Origin of the sequence: Paramesorhizobium deserti (genome assembly GCF_001558695.1) — a bacterium.
Lineage (GTDB): Bacteria > Pseudomonadota > Alphaproteobacteria > Rhizobiales > Rhizobiaceae > Paramesorhizobium > Paramesorhizobium deserti.
Map to the genome: position 1 here is coordinate 143,141 of NZ_LNTU01000034.1, position 15,639 is coordinate 158,779.

At 61.7% G+C, this 15,639-nt stretch carries 16 protein-coding genes; 8 read left to right on the forward strand and 8 right to left on the reverse strand.

The window, feature by feature from the left end; all coding sequences use genetic code 11:
* Positions 1-3: 3 nt before the first annotated feature.
* From ATN84_RS16940 to ATN84_RS16965, 6 genes are all read left to right on the forward strand, one after another.
* Positions 4-891 (forward strand): branched-chain amino acid ABC transporter permease, encoded by an 888-nt coding sequence (locus ATN84_RS16940; protein WP_068882846.1) that lies wholly within the window; start codon positions 4-6, stop codon positions 889-891.
* Position 892: 1 nt separating this feature from the next.
* Positions 893-1,885, forward strand: coding sequence for a branched-chain amino acid ABC transporter permease (locus ATN84_RS16945; RefSeq protein WP_068882847.1), 993 nt, complete (start codon positions 893-895; stop codon positions 1,883-1,885).
* Positions 1,886-1,888: 3 nt separating this feature from the next.
* A complete protein-coding gene (locus ATN84_RS16950; RefSeq protein ID WP_068882848.1) occupies positions 1,889-3,484 on the forward strand; it encodes a GMC family oxidoreductase in 1,596 nt (531 codons plus the stop codon).
* 207 nt (positions 3,485-3,691) lie between these two features.
* Entirely contained in the window at positions 3,692-4,528 is an 837-nt protein-coding gene (locus tag ATN84_RS16955) for a MetQ/NlpA family ABC transporter substrate-binding protein (RefSeq protein WP_068882849.1), read from the forward strand.
* 121 nt (positions 4,529-4,649) lie between these two features.
* Positions 4,650-5,735, forward strand: a complete 1,086-nt coding sequence (locus tag ATN84_RS16960) for a methionine ABC transporter ATP-binding protein (protein WP_425287422.1) — start codon at positions 4,650-4,652, stop codon at positions 5,733-5,735.
* A complete protein-coding gene (locus tag ATN84_RS16965; protein WP_068882850.1) occupies positions 5,716-6,381 on the forward strand; it encodes a methionine ABC transporter permease in 666 nt (221 codons plus the stop codon). Before ATN84_RS16960 ends, ATN84_RS16965 begins: the two co-directional genes overlap by 20 nt.
* An 18-nt stretch (positions 6,382-6,399) precedes the next feature.
* On the opposite strand, the gene ATN84_RS16970 is transcribed toward ATN84_RS16965, so the two are convergent.
* Entirely contained in the window at positions 6,400-7,434 is a 1,035-nt protein-coding gene (locus tag ATN84_RS16970; protein WP_425287416.1) for a sugar-binding transcriptional regulator, read from the reverse strand.
* A gap of 198 nt (positions 7,435-7,632) precedes the next feature.
* On the opposite strand from ATN84_RS16970, the gene ATN84_RS16975 reads away from it, so the two are divergent.
* Complete coding sequence (locus ATN84_RS16975; RefSeq protein WP_153020277.1) at positions 7,633-8,418, forward strand: hypothetical protein; 786 nt, start codon at positions 7,633-7,635, stop codon at positions 8,416-8,418.
* Positions 8,419-8,430: 12 nt separating this feature from the next.
* Here the strand turns inward: ATN84_RS16975 and ptsP are convergent, their stop codons facing one another.
* The 5 genes from ptsP to ATN84_RS17000 all read right to left on the reverse strand — a co-directional run bounded on the left by ptsP (position 8,431) and on the right by ATN84_RS17000 (position 13,250).
* Positions 8,431-10,398: a phosphoenolpyruvate--protein phosphotransferase gene (ptsP, locus tag ATN84_RS16980; protein WP_068882853.1), complete on the reverse strand. Its 1,968-nt coding sequence runs from the start codon at positions 10,396-10,398 to the stop codon at positions 8,431-8,433.
* A gap of 43 nt (positions 10,399-10,441) precedes the next feature.
* Positions 10,442-10,822, reverse strand: coding sequence for a PTS glucitol/sorbitol transporter subunit IIA (locus tag ATN84_RS16985; RefSeq protein ID WP_068882854.1), 381 nt, complete (start codon positions 10,820-10,822; stop codon positions 10,442-10,444).
* Positions 10,823-10,892: 70 nt separating this feature from the next.
* Positions 10,893-11,906, reverse strand: a complete 1,014-nt coding sequence (gene srlE, locus ATN84_RS16990; protein ID WP_068882855.1) for a PTS glucitol/sorbitol transporter subunit IIB — start codon at positions 11,904-11,906, stop codon at positions 10,893-10,895.
* A gap of 18 nt (positions 11,907-11,924) precedes the next feature.
* Positions 11,925-12,698, reverse strand: a complete 774-nt coding sequence (gene srlA, locus ATN84_RS16995) for a PTS glucitol/sorbitol transporter subunit IIC (protein ID WP_153020278.1) — start codon at positions 12,696-12,698, stop codon at positions 11,925-11,927.
* A gap of 114 nt (positions 12,699-12,812) precedes the next feature.
* Positions 12,813-13,250 carry a transcriptional regulator GutM gene (locus ATN84_RS17000; protein ID WP_068882857.1) on the reverse strand — a complete coding sequence of 146 codons (438 nt, stop codon included), beginning with the start codon at positions 13,248-13,250 and terminating at the stop codon, positions 12,813-12,815.
* 306 nt (positions 13,251-13,556) lie between these two features.
* Between ATN84_RS17000 and ATN84_RS17005 the strand changes: the two genes are divergently transcribed.
* Positions 13,557-14,192 (forward strand): hypothetical protein, encoded by a 636-nt coding sequence (locus ATN84_RS17005; RefSeq protein WP_068883530.1) that lies wholly within the window; start codon positions 13,557-13,559, stop codon positions 14,190-14,192.
* Positions 14,193-14,213: 21 nt separating this feature from the next.
* Here the strand turns inward: ATN84_RS17005 and ATN84_RS17010 are convergent, their stop codons facing one another.
* Both ATN84_RS17010 and ATN84_RS17015 read right to left on the reverse strand, forming a co-directional pair.
* Positions 14,214-14,633 (reverse strand): VOC family protein, encoded by a 420-nt coding sequence (locus ATN84_RS17010; RefSeq protein WP_068882858.1) that lies wholly within the window; start codon positions 14,631-14,633, stop codon positions 14,214-14,216.
* A 151-nt stretch (positions 14,634-14,784) separates the two neighbouring features.
* Positions 14,785-15,621, reverse strand: coding sequence for a tetratricopeptide repeat protein (locus ATN84_RS17015; RefSeq protein WP_068883532.1), 837 nt, complete (start codon positions 15,619-15,621; stop codon positions 14,785-14,787).
* Positions 15,622-15,639 lie beyond the last annotated feature (18 nt).

Genomic DNA, 15,639 nt, shown 5'->3' on the forward strand with positions numbered 1-15,639 from the left:
ATCATGACCATGATCTTCGGGATACCCGTCCAGGCCCTGCTCGGACAATTGCTTGTTGGCCTCATCAACGGCTCGTTCTATGCCATGCTGAGCCTTGGCCTCGCCATCATCTTCGGCCTGCTGCGCGTCATCAATTTCGCCCATGGCGCGCAATATATGTTGGGCGCCTTCGTCGGCTATCTGCTCCTAACGCTGCTCGGCATCGGCTATTGGCCGGCGCTGATCCTTGCACCGCTCATCATCGGGCTCGGCGGAGCGCTCATCGAGAGAGTGGCGCTGTCGCGTCTCTATAATCTCGATCCGCTCTACGGCCTGCTCTTCACCTTCGGCCTGGCGCTCGTGATCGAAGGCACCTTCCGCTATTATTACGGCGCTGCCGGACAGCCCTATGCCGTGCCGCCCTCGCTCGCGGGCGGAAACAATCTCGGCTTCATGTTCCTGCCCAATTACCGCGCTTGGGTGGTCGTCGCCTCGCTCATCGTCTGTCTCGGAACATGGCTGCTGATCGAGAAGACCAGGCTCGGCGCCTATCTGCGTGCCGCCACCGAGAACCCGACGCTGGTCAAGGCCTTCGGCATCAACGTGCCGCTGCTCCTGACCTTCACCTACGGGCTCGGCGCGGCACTTGCCGGTCTTGCCGGCGTCATGGCGGCACCGATCTATCAGGTCAGCCCGCTGATGGGCTCCAATATCATCATCGTCGTCTTCGCCGTGGTCGTCGTCGGCGGCATGGGCTCCATTCTCGGCGCCATCGTCACCGGCTATCTGCTCGGCCTCTGCGAGGGGCTGACCAAGGTCTTCTATCCCGAGGCGTCCAATATCGTGATCTTCGTCATCATGGCGATCGTGCTCCTGCTGCGCCCGGCCGGACTGTTCGGAAAGGAGGCGTGACATGGCCGAAACTGCGCTGACATCACTGGCACGACAGGAAGGAAAATCCGGCGCGAGCCCCCTGCAGATCGCGCTGATCCTCATCGCGGTCGCGGCACTCATCGCCGCTCCCTTCTTCTTCTATCCGATTTTCATCATGAAGGTGCTCTGCTTCGCGCTCTTCGCCTGCGCCTTCAACCTGCTCCTCGGCTATACCGGGCTTCTCTCCTTCGGCCATGCCGCCTTCTTCGGCGGTGCCGCCTATTTCACCGCCCATGCCGTCAAGGAATGGGGGCTCACCCCCGAGATCGGCATCCTGATCGGCGTCATCGGGGCGGCCGTGCTCGGCCTGGTGATAGGCTTCCTCGCCATCCGCCGCCAGGGCATCTATTTCGCCATGGTGACGCTGGCGCTGGCGCAGATGTTCTATTTCTTCTGCCTGCAATCGGAATTCACCAAGGGCGAGGATGGCATCCAGGGCGTGCCACGCGGCCATCTCTTCGGCCTGATCGATCTCAACGTGCCGATCAACATGTATTATCTGGTCCTTGGCATCTTCCTGATCGGCGTCTTCGCCATCTGGCGCATCATCAACTCGCCCTTCGGCATGATCCTCAAATCCGTGCGCGAGAATGAAAACCGCGCCATTTCGCTCGGCTATTCCGTCGGCAAATATAAGCTCGCCGCCTTCGTCATGTCGGCCGCCCTGGCCGGGCTTGCCGGTGCCACCAAGGCGCTGGTCTTCCAGTTCGCCACCCTGACCGACGTCACCTGGCAGATGTCGGGCGAGGTCATCCTGATGACGCTTCTCGGCGGCATAGGCACGCTCATCGGCCCGATCGTCGGCGCGACGCTCGTCGTGACGCTGCAGAACTATCTCGCGACATCGGATTTTCCGGTCACGGTCGTCACGGGCGCGATCTTCATGATCTGCGTGCTCCTGTTCCGTCGCGGCATCGTCGGAGAGCTCTATGCATCAAGGCTCGGCCGCAAGCTGATGGCGAGACGCGACTGAGCCATGGCCGACATTTACGATTACATCATCGTCGGTGCCGGCACCGCGGGCTGTGCGCTCGCCAACCGTCTCTCCGCCGATCCCAACGTCTCCGTGCTGCTGCTGGAGGCCGGTGCCAAGGACAACTACGCTTGGGTCCACATCCCGGTCGGCTATCTCTACTGCATCGGCAACCCGCGCACCGACTGGTGCTTCACTACCGATCCCGAACCCGGGCTGAACGGCCGTGCGCTCGGCTATCCCCGTGGCAAGGTGTTGGGCGGCTGCTCCTCGATCAACGGCATGATCTATATGCGCGGCCAGGCGCGCGATTACGATCTGTGGCGGCAGACCGGCTGCACCGGCTGGGGCTGGGACGATGTCCTGCCCTATTTCAAGAAATCCGAGGATTATTACGCCGGCCCTGACGAAATGCATGGCGTGGGTGGCGAATGGCGCGTCGAAAATGCGAGGCTTCACTGGGATATTCTCGATGCCTTCCGCGACGCGGCGGAGGCAGCAGGCATTCCGCGCACCGACGATTTCAACCGCGGCGACAATGAAGGCTCCTCCTATTTCAAGGTCAACCAGAAGCGCGGCATCCGCTGGAACACGGCAAAGGCCTTCCTCCGCCCTGCCCTCGGCAGACGCAATCTAACGGTGATGACAGGCGCGCATGTCCGCCGCCTGCTTCTCGATGGGCTCAAGGCGAGCGGCGTCGAATTCGACCAAAAGGCCGGTATGCGCAGCGTCAGGGCGCGGCGTGAGATCATCCTCTGCGCCGGTTCGGTCGGCTCGCCTCATATTCTGGAGCTCTCCGGCATCGGCCGTGGCGACGTCCTGCAAGAGGCCGGCATACCACTCGTTCTGGAGCGCAAGGAGGTCGGCGAAAACCTTCAGGATCATCTGCAACTGCGCTGCGCCTACAAGGTGACTGGTATCCGCACCCTGAACGAGCAGGCGAACCGGCTGTTGGGCAAGGCCGCGATCACGCTCGAATATCTCGTCAGCCAGTCCGGCCCTATGTCCATGGCTCCGAGCCAGCTCGGCGTCTTCACCCGTTCCGACCCCTCATTCGAGACGCCCAACCTGCAATATCACGTCCAGCCGCTGAGCCTGGAAAAATTCGGCGAGAACGTCCATCCCTTCCCGGCCTTCACCGCCAGCGTCTGCAATCTACGCCCTGATAGCCGCGGCTCGATCCATATCCGCAATCCCGATCACCGGGTGCAGCCGGCGATCCGCCCGAACTATCTCGCCGCTGAAACGGATCGACATGTCGCCGCCGACGCCATCCGGATTACCCGCCATATCGTCGCGCAGGAGCCGCTGCGGAAATATGCGCCCGAGGAGTTCAAGCCCGGACCGCAATACCAGACCGAGGACCAGTTGATAAAAGCCGCGGGCGAGATCGGCACGACGATCTTCCACCCCGTCGGCACCTGCCGCATGGGTGTCGACCCCGATGCCGTGGTCGATCCGCAACTGCGCGTCAACGGCATTGAGGGCCTGCGCATCGCCGACGCCTCGATCATGCCGACCATTACTTCTGGCAACACCAATTCGCCGACGCTGATGATCGCGGAAAAGGCAGCCGATATGATCCTCGGGCGAGCCTGAGAGTGGAGATGTGGCCTTGCCTCTCATTGAGAAGCGGATTCCCGGCAATCAACCCATCTGGAAACCCCGTTCCGCGCCCGCCGCACAAACGGAATAATATTTCTTGTTTATCTTTGGCCTCATAGAAATTATGAAGCCCCATAAAGGTGGGAGCAACGGGTTGCCTCACCTCAGTGATTTTGAACGGGAATTCAAGGAAACAAGAAGATGACGCTCTCCTCTCCCAAGTCGCCGGCACGCCGCGCCAGCCTGAAAGCGCTGCTGTTCTCGGCCATTGCGCTTACCGTCGGCTTCGCCGCCCCCGCATCGGGCCTTGCCCAGGACAAGACGATCAAGGTCGGCATCATGGGCGGGCAGGACGAGGAGATCTGGAAGGTCGTCGCCGATGAAGCCGCCAAGAACGGGCTGAAGATCGAAACCGTCACCTTTTCCGACTATACCCAGCCGAATGAAGCGCTCGACCGCAAGGAAATCGACGCCAACGCTTTCCAGCACAAGCCCTATCTCGATGCGCAGATCGAGCAGCATCAGTATAAGATCGAGCCGGCCGGCTATACCGCCGTCTTCCCGATCGGCGTCTATTCGCGCAAGGTCAAGGACCTGAGCGAGCTGAAGGACGGCGCCTCGGTCGGCGTGCCGAACGACCCCTCGAACGAAGGCCGCGCGCTGCGCGTTCTCGAATCTCAGGGCCTGATCAAACTCAAGGACGATGCCGGCATCCTGGCGACGCCAATCGACATCGTCGAAAATCCGAAGAACCTGGAGATCAAGGAGCTCGATGCCGGCGTTGTCGGTCGCTCCATCGATGATCTCGATGCCGCCGTCGTCAACAATGATTGGGCGCTGAAGGCGGGCCTCGACCCCGTGAAGGACGTGATCGCCCGCGAATCGAAGGAAAACAATCCCTATAACAACTTCATCGCGATCCGCACCGAGGACAAGGACGCCCCCTGGGTGAAGACCCTCGTCGCCGCCTTCCAGAACGATGCGGTGAAGGACAAGCTGCTTGAAGTCTACAAGGGAACGGCAATCCCGGCCTGGTAAAACGCCATCCGGCATAGCCAGCTCGTAAGCCACACGGTTCGGATATCCCCTATCCGGACCGTTTGTGCTTAAATGACGCGCCATCCGACGAAGTTCGAGGCAAGATGTGAATACCCAGGCGATCAATATTCTCGCGCATGCCGTCGCGCAGGCGCAGCCCAAGGCAGCATCGGGCGACATCGTCGTCAAGCTGACCGACGTGCGGCGCTCCTTCGGCGAGACACCGGCGATCGATTCAGTCTCGCTCAGCGTGATGCGCGGCGAGATTCTCGGCATCATCGGCCGCAGCGGCGCGGGAAAATCGACCCTGATCCGCTGCCTCAACGGACTGGAACGACCGGATTCCGGCTCCGTTCAGGTCGAAGGCGTGGAGATCACCGCGCTCGATGAGCGCCGCCTGCAGCCGGTGCGCCGCCGAATCGGCATGGTCTTCCAGCATTTCAACCTGCTCTCCGCCAAGACGGTGGAAGACAATATCGCGCTGCCGCTCAAGATCGAGGGACAATCGCGGGCCCAGCGCAGGAAGCGCGTGGCGGAACTGCTTGAGCTCGTCGGCCTTTCCGACAAGGCAAAGAACTATCCCGCACAACTTTCCGGGGGCCAGAAACAGCGTGTCGGCATCGCCCGCGCGCTCGCGGCAAAGCCCTCCCTGTTGCTCTCGGACGAGGCGACCTCGGCGCTCGACCCTGAAACCACGCGGGCCATTCTGGCGCTTCTGAAGGACATCAACCGCCAGCTCGGGCTCACCATCCTGCTCATCACCCATGAGATGGAGGTAATCCGGCGGGTCGCAGACCGCGTCATCGTGCTTGATCGCGGCCGGATCGTCGAGGAAGGGCCGGTCTGGCAGGTCTTCGCCAATCCCGCAGCCGACACCACGAAAAGCATGCTGCAGGTGCTGATACCGGAACTGCCGCCCGTGCTGCGCGAACGGCTTGATCCGGCGACGGGCGACGACGCTGTCGTCAGGGTCCGGCTCTCCGGCGATGCAGCGCGGCGTCCCTTCTTCGCCGGCTTGGCCGAGGCGACCGGCATCGGCGTCCGGCTCCTGCATGGCGGCATCGACACCGTGCAGGACGAGCCGGTCGGCACCTTGTTCCTTGGCCTTCCGGCTCGCGACAGGGCCGCGCTGGAGAAAGCGGTGCAATATCTCAACGCCAATGCGGACCATGTGGAGGTGCTGGGCTATGTCTCAGGCGATGCTTGATCTTCTCTGGCGCTCCTTCTGGGAAACCATCATCATGACCGGCTTTTCCGGTCTGATCTCGCTGGTCGCGGGGCTGCCGCTGGCACTGATCCTCATCCTGACGGATCGTGGCGGGCTGGCCGAGAACCTCTGGATAAACCGCAGCCTCGGCGCGGTCATCAATGGCTTCCGCTCCGTGCCCTTCATCATCCTGCTCGTGGCCTTGATCCCGGTCACCCGCTTCATCGTCGGCACCTCGCTCGGCACCTGGGCGTCGATCGTGCCACTCTCCATTGCGGCTACTCCCTACTACGCCCGCATCGCCGAGGTCTCGCTGCGCGAGGTCGACAGGGGATTGATCGAGGCCGCTCGCTCGATGGGCGCGACGCGCTGGACGATCGTCCGCGAAGTGCTCGTCCCCGAGGCGCTGCCCAGCCTGGTGGCAGGCTTCACCGTGACGCTGGTGACGCTCGTCGGCGCATCGGCCATGGCCGGCGCCATCGGCGCTGGCGGCTTGGGTGATCTCGCGATCCGCTATGGCTATCAGCGTTTCCAGACGGAGATCATGCTCGCCGTCGTCGCGATCCTGATCGTGCTCGTCTCCGGTGTTCAGTGGATCGGCGATCGCCTCGTGGAGCGGCTGGATCATCGCATCGTCAAGCGATGAGGCGGTTTCACCGTCGGATCAATCACCAGTTGGCGTCACCTTTTCCAGAAGGCTCGCCGCGCTTTCTTCATCGGTGATGAAGACGGTCGGACGGATCAGTTTCATCGCGCCGAGCAGCGCCGCGATCTTTTCCCGGCCGCCCGATGTCAATATCCGCACCGGCGCTTTCTGCAGCGTTTCCACGCTCACCGACATCACGCCGTCCTGGATGGGATGATCGACCAGTTTTCCGTCGATGTCATAGAAATGATAGAGCAGGTCGCCGACCGCGCCCTTGGCTGCAAGCGAATCCCGCTGCTCCTCGGTGATATGGCCAACGCGATAGGAGGTCGTGGCGCTTTCGATCCCGCCGACACTGAGCAGCACCAGATCGAGGTCCTCGGCCATTTCGAAGACATATTTCAGACCGCAGCGCTCGATCAGCGCTCGTTTGGTCTCGATACTGTCGACCAGCGCCGGCGCCGGGATCAGATAGCCTTCGCCCTGGAATATCTCGGCGAATTGCCAGGCGAATTCCGCCGGGTTGAAGCGGCGCGGCTGGCTGATGCCGCCCAGCAGCGAGATCACCTTGAGATCATTGAGCGAGCGCGCATTGATGAAGGAAAGCGTGTTGAACAGCGTCCGTCCCCAGCCGACGCCGACCCGCATGCCATGCCGCATCACGTCGGAGAGATAGTTGCCCGTCGCGGCGGCGATCGCATTGATCGGATCGTTTCCCGGCGCTGACAGCGGCGCGACGATGGCGCGCTCCAGCCCGAATGCCTTTTCGAGTTGCCGCTCCAGGCCGATCAGGCTGGATAAATTGCTGTCGATCGAGATCTTGACCTCGTTGCGCGCCCGCGCCTCGGCCAGAAGGCGGACGATGGTCACACGTCCGACACCCAGAACGTCAGCGATGTCGTTCTGCGTCATCTGCTCGATATAGTACATCCATGCCGCGCGGGTTCTCAGCCTATCGGTTCGGCTTTCACCCGGCACACTTCCAGACGTCGCCTCTCCAGCACGACTGCCGCCATGTGCGGCCTTCGTTTTTCCGGTCTGCCGTTCCGCCAAATGTCGTCCTCCTCGTCCACCCGATGCTGATTCATTTTTTTTCCGACGACAGATGGAACCTATTGATTTTAGGTCCGTCCCGAAACAAGATTCTGGCACAACCGTCCTACACGCAAAACGCGCAAATGGTCTAGGTCGATAAACTGGAGAATTACGGTTAAGATGCTCAACCATTTGAACGGCGATAACGTTTTCAGCATGGATGATATCGTTGTCAATTTGAAAGATCGTCTGCGCGATGTGCGCCATCTCATCCGCTCGAACCGCCATGATCGGCTGCTTGCGGACCAGCGATCCAAAAGTCCGGCTGAACTGCCGGAAATGCTCTTGGGAACAGCCGCGACTTTCGTCGATACGGCGCTAACCCTCGCTGAAACCATCTCAATTTCACTGATTTCCGATGATCCGGAAGCGCATGGCCGCTCAGGCCGCGTCGGCAGCCTCAGGCACTACTTCTCCCATTCTGACGGCGGGCGCCTGTTCCACCGCCACATGTATTACCTCACCAAGGAGGTGCTGCGCCGCTCAGGCAGGAATGACGCCTTCATCCATGAAGCGGCGTTTGCCGATATTTACCTGCACCTGAAGCGCGATCACAAAAATGTGTTTGCCCGCGCGCTCGGCTGCGATGCCTCTACCGACGATATCGCCGTGGCTTGCGCCGCAATGGCCGTCGAGACGGTGCGGCGGCACCCGGTGAAGATCATCGAGCCCGGCTCCCCGCTGCCGGCCACCGCACCCCTGCAGCCTGATATCGAGATCACCGTCTTTTCCACAATCAGCCTCGCCTGCGCCCTCGCCACAGCGCGGCCGCAGGATGCGCTGTCCGCAACAAGCCTCACCGATGAGGGGACGGACCTCCTGGAGAGCGCATTCCTTGCGGTCTCCGCGCGGGAAGAGCGGTTCAGCGCAGCCTTCGCGTCGGACCGTCCTGACCGCGCTCTGGCGGAAATCTTCTCGCTCCTGATCCCGCATCTGCCCTGACTGCAGCGGAGATCAGGGCTGGCCAAGCTCAGCTATGCACTTCTTTGCCCGCTGGATCGATGCCGGACTCATGCTGAGTTCCGTCAGCCCCATGCGGATGAACTCCGGAATAAGGTCGGGCCGGCCGGCCGCCTCGCCGCACATGCCGACCATGATGCCTGCTTCGACGCCAGCCTTCGCCGTCATCTCGATCGCCGCCATCACGGCGGGGTTGGTAACGTCGTTCAGTGAGGCGACCGTCGGGTTGAGCCTGTCAGCCGCCATCACATATTGCGTCAGATCATTGGTGCCGATGGAGAAGAAGGCAACCTCCTTGGCCAGCATCGACGCGATCAGCACGGCCGCCGGCGTCTCGATCATCACGCCTGTTTCAAACCGGCGATAATCCTTGCCCTCGGCCTTCAGCTCCGCCTCGCATTCCTCGATCAACGCCCGCGTCCGCACCACTTCCGTGAGGTCCGACACCATCGGCAGCATGACCTTCAGCGGCCCATGGACGGCGGCGCGCAAAAGCGCCCGCAATTGCGGCTTGAAGATATCAGGCCGGTCAAGGCACATGCGGATGCCCCGCCAGCCGAGGAAAGGGTTCTCCTCGTCAGGGAAATCCACGCCCGCGACGGGCTTGTCGCCGCCGACATCGAGCGTGCGCACGATCACCGGATAGGGTGCGAAGGCCTTTGCCAGCGTCGAATAGATCTCCGTCTGCATGTCCTCGGAAGGCAGATGCATATGGCGCATGAACAGGAGCTCGGTGCGGAACAGCCCCACCCCCATCGCGCCCGCCTCCTGCGCCGCTTCGATCTCCTCGAGCGAGCCGATATTGGCGGCCACTTCGATGATCGTTCCGTCGGCACGCTTCGGTACGATATCGCGGAAGACCTTCAATGCCACGCGCTCTTCTTCGGCTTTCCGGATACCCGCCTCGAAGCGGGCCGCTGTCTCGCTGTTCGGATCGGGGAAGACTTCCCCCGTGCCGCCGTCGAGCGCGACGCGCTGGACCGTACGAAGCTGCCCGACCTCACCGCCGAGTCCGAGCACGGCGGGAATGCCGTGGGCACGCGCGATGATCGCCACATGCGATGTCGCCCCGCCATGGCCGCAAATCACGCCGGCGATGCGCTTCAATGGCGCGCGCGCCAGATCCCACGCGCCGATATCCTCGGCGATCAGGATCGCACCATCAGGGATATCCTCAAGCGAGCCTTCCTCGCGCCCCAGCAGCGCCAGGCACAATTGACGGCCAACGGCATGCACGTCGTCCGCACGGGCGTTGAGATAGGGATCATCCATTTCGCCAAATTCGGTTGCAACCTTGGAAGCCGCACCGAAAACGGCGGTCACCGCGTCCATGCCGCCGCGGATGAGTGCGACGGTCTCCTCGGTCAGCGTCTCATCGGCTGCAATGTCCTTCAGCGCCGCGATGATGCCGCGATCGGTTTCCGCGAGACCACCGGCGGCAAGCGAGGCGTCCATCCGCTTCTGCACCGTTGTCACCGCGTCGCGGAAGCGCGTTATCTCCGCTTCGACCTCATCCGGGGCGAGCTTTTGGTTCCCGGGTTTTATTTCCTCCGGGAAATAGGGATAGGCGAGGCCAAGCGCCACGCCCTCGCTGGCGCCCACACCTTTCAACCTGCCATCGACAGGCAATGGCGCGGCGGGCACGGCCACCGCATCGACCTTGCTCTCGGCCGGCTGTGGCTTTTCTCCCGCATCCTCTTCGAGGCCCGATTTCGGGTTCTCCAGATAGCCGATCAGCGCCTCGATAGCCTCGATGGCGTCGGCGCCCTCGGCGCGCACCGTCACCTCGTCGTTCTCCTTGACGCCGAGCAGCATCAGCTTGACCGAGCTCTTGGCGCTGACCGACTTCTCCCCTTTCACCAGATCGATATTCGATTCGAAGCTCTTCGCGAGCTTGACGAAGCGAGTGGCGGGGCGTGCATGAAGGCCCTCATGCACTCTGACGATGGTCGAGCGTTCCATGATCGTCTTTCCAGATTCTCTACATCAATATGGAAGCTGAAACTCAGTTGCCGATGGTGATGATCGTGTCCGTTTTCAGCGCCGTCACCAGCGTGTCGGGATCGACCGCCGATGCCGCGATTTCGCCCGGGCGCTCGGCTTGGGTAGCTCCGTTGAAATTGATCACCACATGGCCGATATCGCGCACCTTCTGCCATGCATAGTCGCCGATCGCCGTGATCTCGGCTGCAACATCGCCGATCCGGATCGGCGTGCCAACGGCGGGTCCGGTATCGCTCGGACCATCCTCCACCGCATGGAGAATGGAGACTTCGGCCAGTTCCGGCGGCGCGCCATCGGCGAACAATATGACCACGCCCCCCTCTGCCAGATCCGCCACCTCTGGACCGATTGCGGTGATCCGCGTTTTCAGAAGAACCGACATGATGGCGTACCTTTCCTTGTCCTTGATGTGGGGGCGCCGCGGAAGCGGTGCCCCCGTTCGTTGCAATTGATCAGAATACCACGAGGCTTACGGCCCAGGCGATGAGCACCGAGACCGGGCCCATGATCTGGCGGCTGAGCAGAACGGCGGGGACGCCGATCTCGATGGTCTTCGGCTTGGCCTCGCCCAGCGCCAGTCCGACGGGTACGAAGTCGCAGCCGACCTGCGTGTTGTAGGCAAAGAGCGCCGGCAGCGCCATCGCCGGCGAGATCGTGCCATTGGCGATCTGCGGGCCGATGATGGCGACGCCGATCACCTGTGCGATCACCGCGCCCGGCCCAAGGATCGGCGACAGGAACGGCAGGCCGCAGATGGCCGAGATGATCAGCAGGCCGATGATATTATTGGCGAGCGGTCCCATGGGCTGCGCCAGGATATCGCCGATGCCCGTATAGAGGATCAGGCCGATCAGCATGGTGACGAACGCCATGAACGGCAGGACGTTGCGGACGACCTGGTCGATGGTGCGGCGGCCGGCATTGAAAAAGATGCCGACGACTCGGCCCATGACCCGGCCGATGGAGCTGATGAAGCCGATCATGCCGCCTTCGCCCTGCTCCACCTTTGTCGCGGCAGCCGTGGCGGCAGGCCCGGCCGATGCCGGAGCTACGCTCGAAGAAGAACCTGCGACCGTTGCCGCTTCCGAGCCATCCGCGAGTGCGATATTCTCCGGCTTGACGCCCGAGACATAGATATCCTCGGTGATGAACTGCGCGAGCGGTCCTGCCTGTCCCACAGGCGTCAGGTTCACGGTGGGGATGCGCTTGCGCGGATAGACGCCGCAACGCGCCGTGCCGCCGCAATCGACGACCACGACCGCCATTTCGCCTTCCACAGGAGGCGACCGGAAGCCGTCGACAGCCTCACCGCCCGTCAATTCGGCGATGCGATGCGCCACCGGATGAATGCCGCCTCCGGTAACGGAAACGATCTTGTTGCGCTGGGCAGTCGGCTCGATGACGAGTGGTCCGCCCCAGCCGCCGGATCCCCTGGAAATCTTTACGGCCTTATATGATTTTACCATTTTCCATCCTCCCCCGGCTCAAAGCTCGATGCCCTGGCGGCGCGCCATGATCGCGGTGATACGCTCGGTCAGCATGCCCTTGAGCAGGATGACGAGGAGACCGACGATCGCGTACCAGATGGCGACCTGGATATGATAGCCGCTGGCGACATCGCCCTTCCTTTCCAGTTCGAGCAAGGCAACCAGAATGCCGCCCCAGACGAAATATTCGCCCGGATTGACGTGCGGAAACAGGCCGAGCGGCGGATGCACATAGGAGACGGCCGCGTCGTAGAAAGCCGGCTTGTGCTTCTCCTCCAGGAACGAGCCAAACGTATAGGCCATCGGATTGGTCAGGAAGAACACCGCCAGCACCGGCAGGACGGTATAGCGTGTCAGCGCAATGCGTCCCGCTCCGCGCGCGATGCCGTGGACCCGCTGCTCGCCGACGAGTTCCGTCAGCGCATAGAAGGCGGTCATCAGCACCACCAGCGTTGGGATGATGCCGGTCACGAAGCCGGCGAACACCTCGCCACCCTTCTGGAAGATGCCGATGAAATATTTGCCGATATTGGCAAGCCAGCCAAGCTGCTCCTCCTGCTGGACGTTCTGCAGCCGCTCTCGGAACTGGTCGACTGTCAGATTGTCGCCACCCGCCTGAGCGAGAATGACGAGATCATTGCCTGCGTGTTGACCTGCATGCAGGACGGCATGTTTTCCGTGCAAAGCTGCATCGGAGACCAGCGAACCTGCCGTCGACAGGTGCTGCATGGTCACGTCGGCGTGTTGCGCCAACATTGCGACTATGGACATCTTGCTCCTCCTCAGAGCATGACTCCGAAAAGTTGCAGACTTTTCGGATAAGATCATGCGGCTATAATAATCAATTACGCCACTCGGCGAAGCTCCCCGCTTCCCGGCGTTTACCTAAGCGCCTATTGTTTTCAGGCCGGAAAGCCCCGGCCTTTCCTTGGGCTCGGCCCGCATCCGGTCGATCTGCTCGATCGCCCGCCTGACGGCCTCCGCCACGCCCGGCTCCCCCTCCCCCAGCGCGTTGGGATCGGACCGGAGAGCATCGAGGGTCATGCCCTCGAATTCTTCACGTCTCCTGAACTTTGCGAACACCGAGCGGCCGCTCATTTCCAGGAGCCGCCGCACCACGAGATCGGGCGTCACCACGATCAGCACGATCACACCCTTGCCGAGGCGTCCCCGGCAATTGCCGGCACCGACAAAGCCGTCATTATATTTTGATGTGACTCCCTTGAGCACATCGGAATAGTGCCGCATCTGGAGCCAGACGCCGAGCGATTGCAGAGCCCAGACTACTGCCAGAGCCAGCAAGCCCCATTGCCAGATTGCCATAAGGTTCCTCCCCTAACGGCGCATCGCGATCCGTCCAAAAAGCGCGCCTTGCCAAAAGAGTGACAGACTTTCCGGCCAAGACAAGCGCCCCTGCGGCGGCTGACGCTTATATCCTCCGATCCCGCCGTTTCATATGGACCTGAACCGGCGCGATCTTATAATCAGCTAATATTCACAGAACATTTGTTTTTCCAAATGTCAATATGTATCGTTAGGCGATTGATCAACCCTTCGCGAGAAACACCCAATTTCTTGGGAAGAGCGGCCGGATATGGTAGGTTTGGGGCGAAAAGGATGGCGGCGGCGATGAAGATATTGCTGAAGAATGAACTCGTTTCTGTACCCGATCTGCGTCATCGCCTGCGCCAGCTGCGCTGGTTCAGGGCGTCTTTCCGAACGAATGCAAAGCTTGTGACGGAAAGCTACGGCGTGCCGTTCGAGATCGACGAGAAGAAGCTGACGCGCGCGTTTCTCGGCTGGGTGGAGATCATCAATGCCCAGAAGGATTATGCCGGCGTTGACCGCAAGGATTTCATCGTTTTCGCCGCCGGCCTGGTGCTATGCGAATTGATCCGCGAACAGCCGGCGAAGGCGCTGCCCCGGCGGATCGGCGCCCGACCGGCCGACACATCCATGCGCGAAATCGTCGATTTCTGGCCGGAAGGCTTCCTCTACACCAATTTCTGCATCGGCGCGGTTGCCGCCGTGTTCCAGCAGGAATTCGGCGAGACGAGATCCATCGACAAATGCGCCGACGATCTGCGTACCTGGTGGTCCTACAAGGAAAACATCGCTGAAATGCCGAGCTATGCCATCGCCTTCCTCGACAAATTTCTTGGCCAGGAACCCAACTGGCTCGTTCCCGACATCGTCTCCGCCCGCGCGGCTATCCGCAAGGCGCTTGGCGAAGGACGGCCAAGCGAGGCGCTCGGCGGATTATAACAAAAGCGGCTCGAGAAGAGATCAGCCCCGTCTTTCGCGGAATCCGACCTCGATCGTGTTGCCATCGGGATCGAAGACGAGCGCCGCGTAGTAGCCCATCTCTTCCGGTCCCTGATAGCCGGGAGGCCCGCTGTCGATGCCGCCGAAGGTAAGTGCAGCCTGGTGGAAGGCCTCCACCGCGTCGCGGCTAAGGGCGGCGAACATCAGATGCAGGTGATCGCCCGGATTTTGCGGGGCGGCAGCCGGCGAATCGGCGGCCGGCTGCGATGCCCCCATCACCCAAATGAACGGAACCGGCGCCCGCTCGCCGCCGCTGACGAAAAACGAGGTGTCGGCATTGCGTATCACCTCCAGTTCCAGCGCCGGCATGCATCCCGCATAAAAGTGCAGGGAGCGGGCAAGATCAGGTGTATGGAAGCCGATGTGATCGAAGAGCGACATGGCGCCAGTATAAGCAGCACCGCGGCGAAGAAAAGGCGTTCCTTTTCAGTATGGTGAAGCGCGGGCGAAGTATGCCCTCCACTTCGGCTGCGGGCATCCAGTGCTCAAAAAGCCAAGAATTTGGCTTTTTGAGCACTATACGGACTGCTCCTCACCCACGCGTTCTTGCAAGCCCGTCCTTGGCTGGCTGATATTTGGGATCGAGCTGCACCGCCCGCGCATAGGATTTCGACGCGCGAGCCTTTTCGCCACGATGCTCATAGACCAGCGCCTGGTTGGCCCAGCTTTCCGCGACATTGCCGTCGAGATTGATGGCCGTGTTGAAATCGTCGAACGCGTTGTCGTAATCGCCCAGCGCGATATAGGAGATGCCGCGGCCATTATAGGGCTCCGGCGCATTCGGCTGCAGCGATATGGCCGTCGCGAAATCCTCGATGGCGAGTTTGTGCTGGCCGCGCGCCTGATAGATCAGCCCGCGATTGTGATAGGCACGTCCATTGGTCGTATCGAGCTGAATGGCCCGCTGGAAATCGTTGAACGCCTCGCCGAGGCGTCCCGCCTGCCGATAGACATTGCCGCGTCCGATATAGGCGGCGTCATATTGCGGGTTGATCTGGATGGCCCGGTTATAGTCGCTCACCGCCTTGGCATCTTCGCCCATGAAGCGGTAGATCAGGGCGCGATTGGCATAGGCCTGATAGAAATTCGGGTTGATCTGCAGCGCCGTATCGAAATCCTTCAGCGCCTCTTTATAGCGCCCCGCCCGCCCATAGGCCGAGCCGCGGACATTATAGCCGTCCGGATCGCGTGGATTGTTCTGAATGACGCCGGTGAGAGAACTGATGTTCTCGCTCGATCCTTGCGCCCTGTCGATGGGCGCCAGAATATTGGTCGAACTGGTCTGGCAGCCCGCGAGCGCCAACACTGCAACGGATGCGAGTGCGAAGAGGCTGGGACGGAAGGAGCTAGTCGGCTGGACGGCGGTCATGAGGTGGCGCATCGGCAG

Coding starts and splice junctions, on each gene's coding strand:
- ATN84_RS16985 (WP_068882854.1), bottom strand. CDS start 10,822: ATGTCGGTTCTTCTGAAAACGCGGATCACCGCAATCGGTCCAGAGGTG.
- srlA (WP_153020278.1), bottom strand. CDS start 12,698: ATGTCCATAGTCGCAATGTTGGCGCAACACGCCGACGTGACCATGCAG.
- srlE (WP_068882855.1), bottom strand. CDS start 11,906: ATGGTAAAATCATATAAGGCCGTAAAGATTTCCAGGGGATCCGGCGGC.
- ATN84_RS16940 (WP_068882846.1), top strand. CDS start 4: ATGACCATGATCTTCGGGATACCCGTCCAGGCCCTGCTCGGACAATTG.
- ATN84_RS16955 (WP_068882849.1), top strand. CDS start 3,692: ATGACGCTCTCCTCTCCCAAGTCGCCGGCACGCCGCGCCAGCCTGAAA.
- ATN84_RS17015 (WP_068883532.1), bottom strand. CDS start 15,621: ATGACCGCCGTCCAGCCGACTAGCTCCTTCCGTCCCAGCCTCTTCGCA.
- ATN84_RS17000 (WP_068882857.1), bottom strand. CDS start 13,250: ATGGCAATCTGGCAATGGGGCTTGCTGGCTCTGGCAGTAGTCTGGGCT.
- ATN84_RS17005 (WP_068883530.1), top strand. CDS start 13,557: ATGAAGATATTGCTGAAGAATGAACTCGTTTCTGTACCCGATCTGCGT.
- ATN84_RS16945 (WP_068882847.1), top strand. CDS start 893: ATGGCCGAAACTGCGCTGACATCACTGGCACGACAGGAAGGAAAATCC.
- ptsP (WP_068882853.1), bottom strand. CDS start 10,398: ATGGAACGCTCGACCATCGTCAGAGTGCATGAGGGCCTTCATGCACGC.
- ATN84_RS16975 (WP_153020277.1), top strand. CDS start 7,633: ATGGATGATATCGTTGTCAATTTGAAAGATCGTCTGCGCGATGTGCGC.
- ATN84_RS16965 (WP_068882850.1), top strand. CDS start 5,716: ATGTCTCAGGCGATGCTTGATCTTCTCTGGCGCTCCTTCTGGGAAACC.
- ATN84_RS17010 (WP_068882858.1), bottom strand. CDS start 14,633: ATGTCGCTCTTCGATCACATCGGCTTCCATACACCTGATCTTGCCCGC.
- ATN84_RS16950 (WP_068882848.1), top strand. CDS start 1,889: ATGGCCGACATTTACGATTACATCATCGTCGGTGCCGGCACCGCGGGC.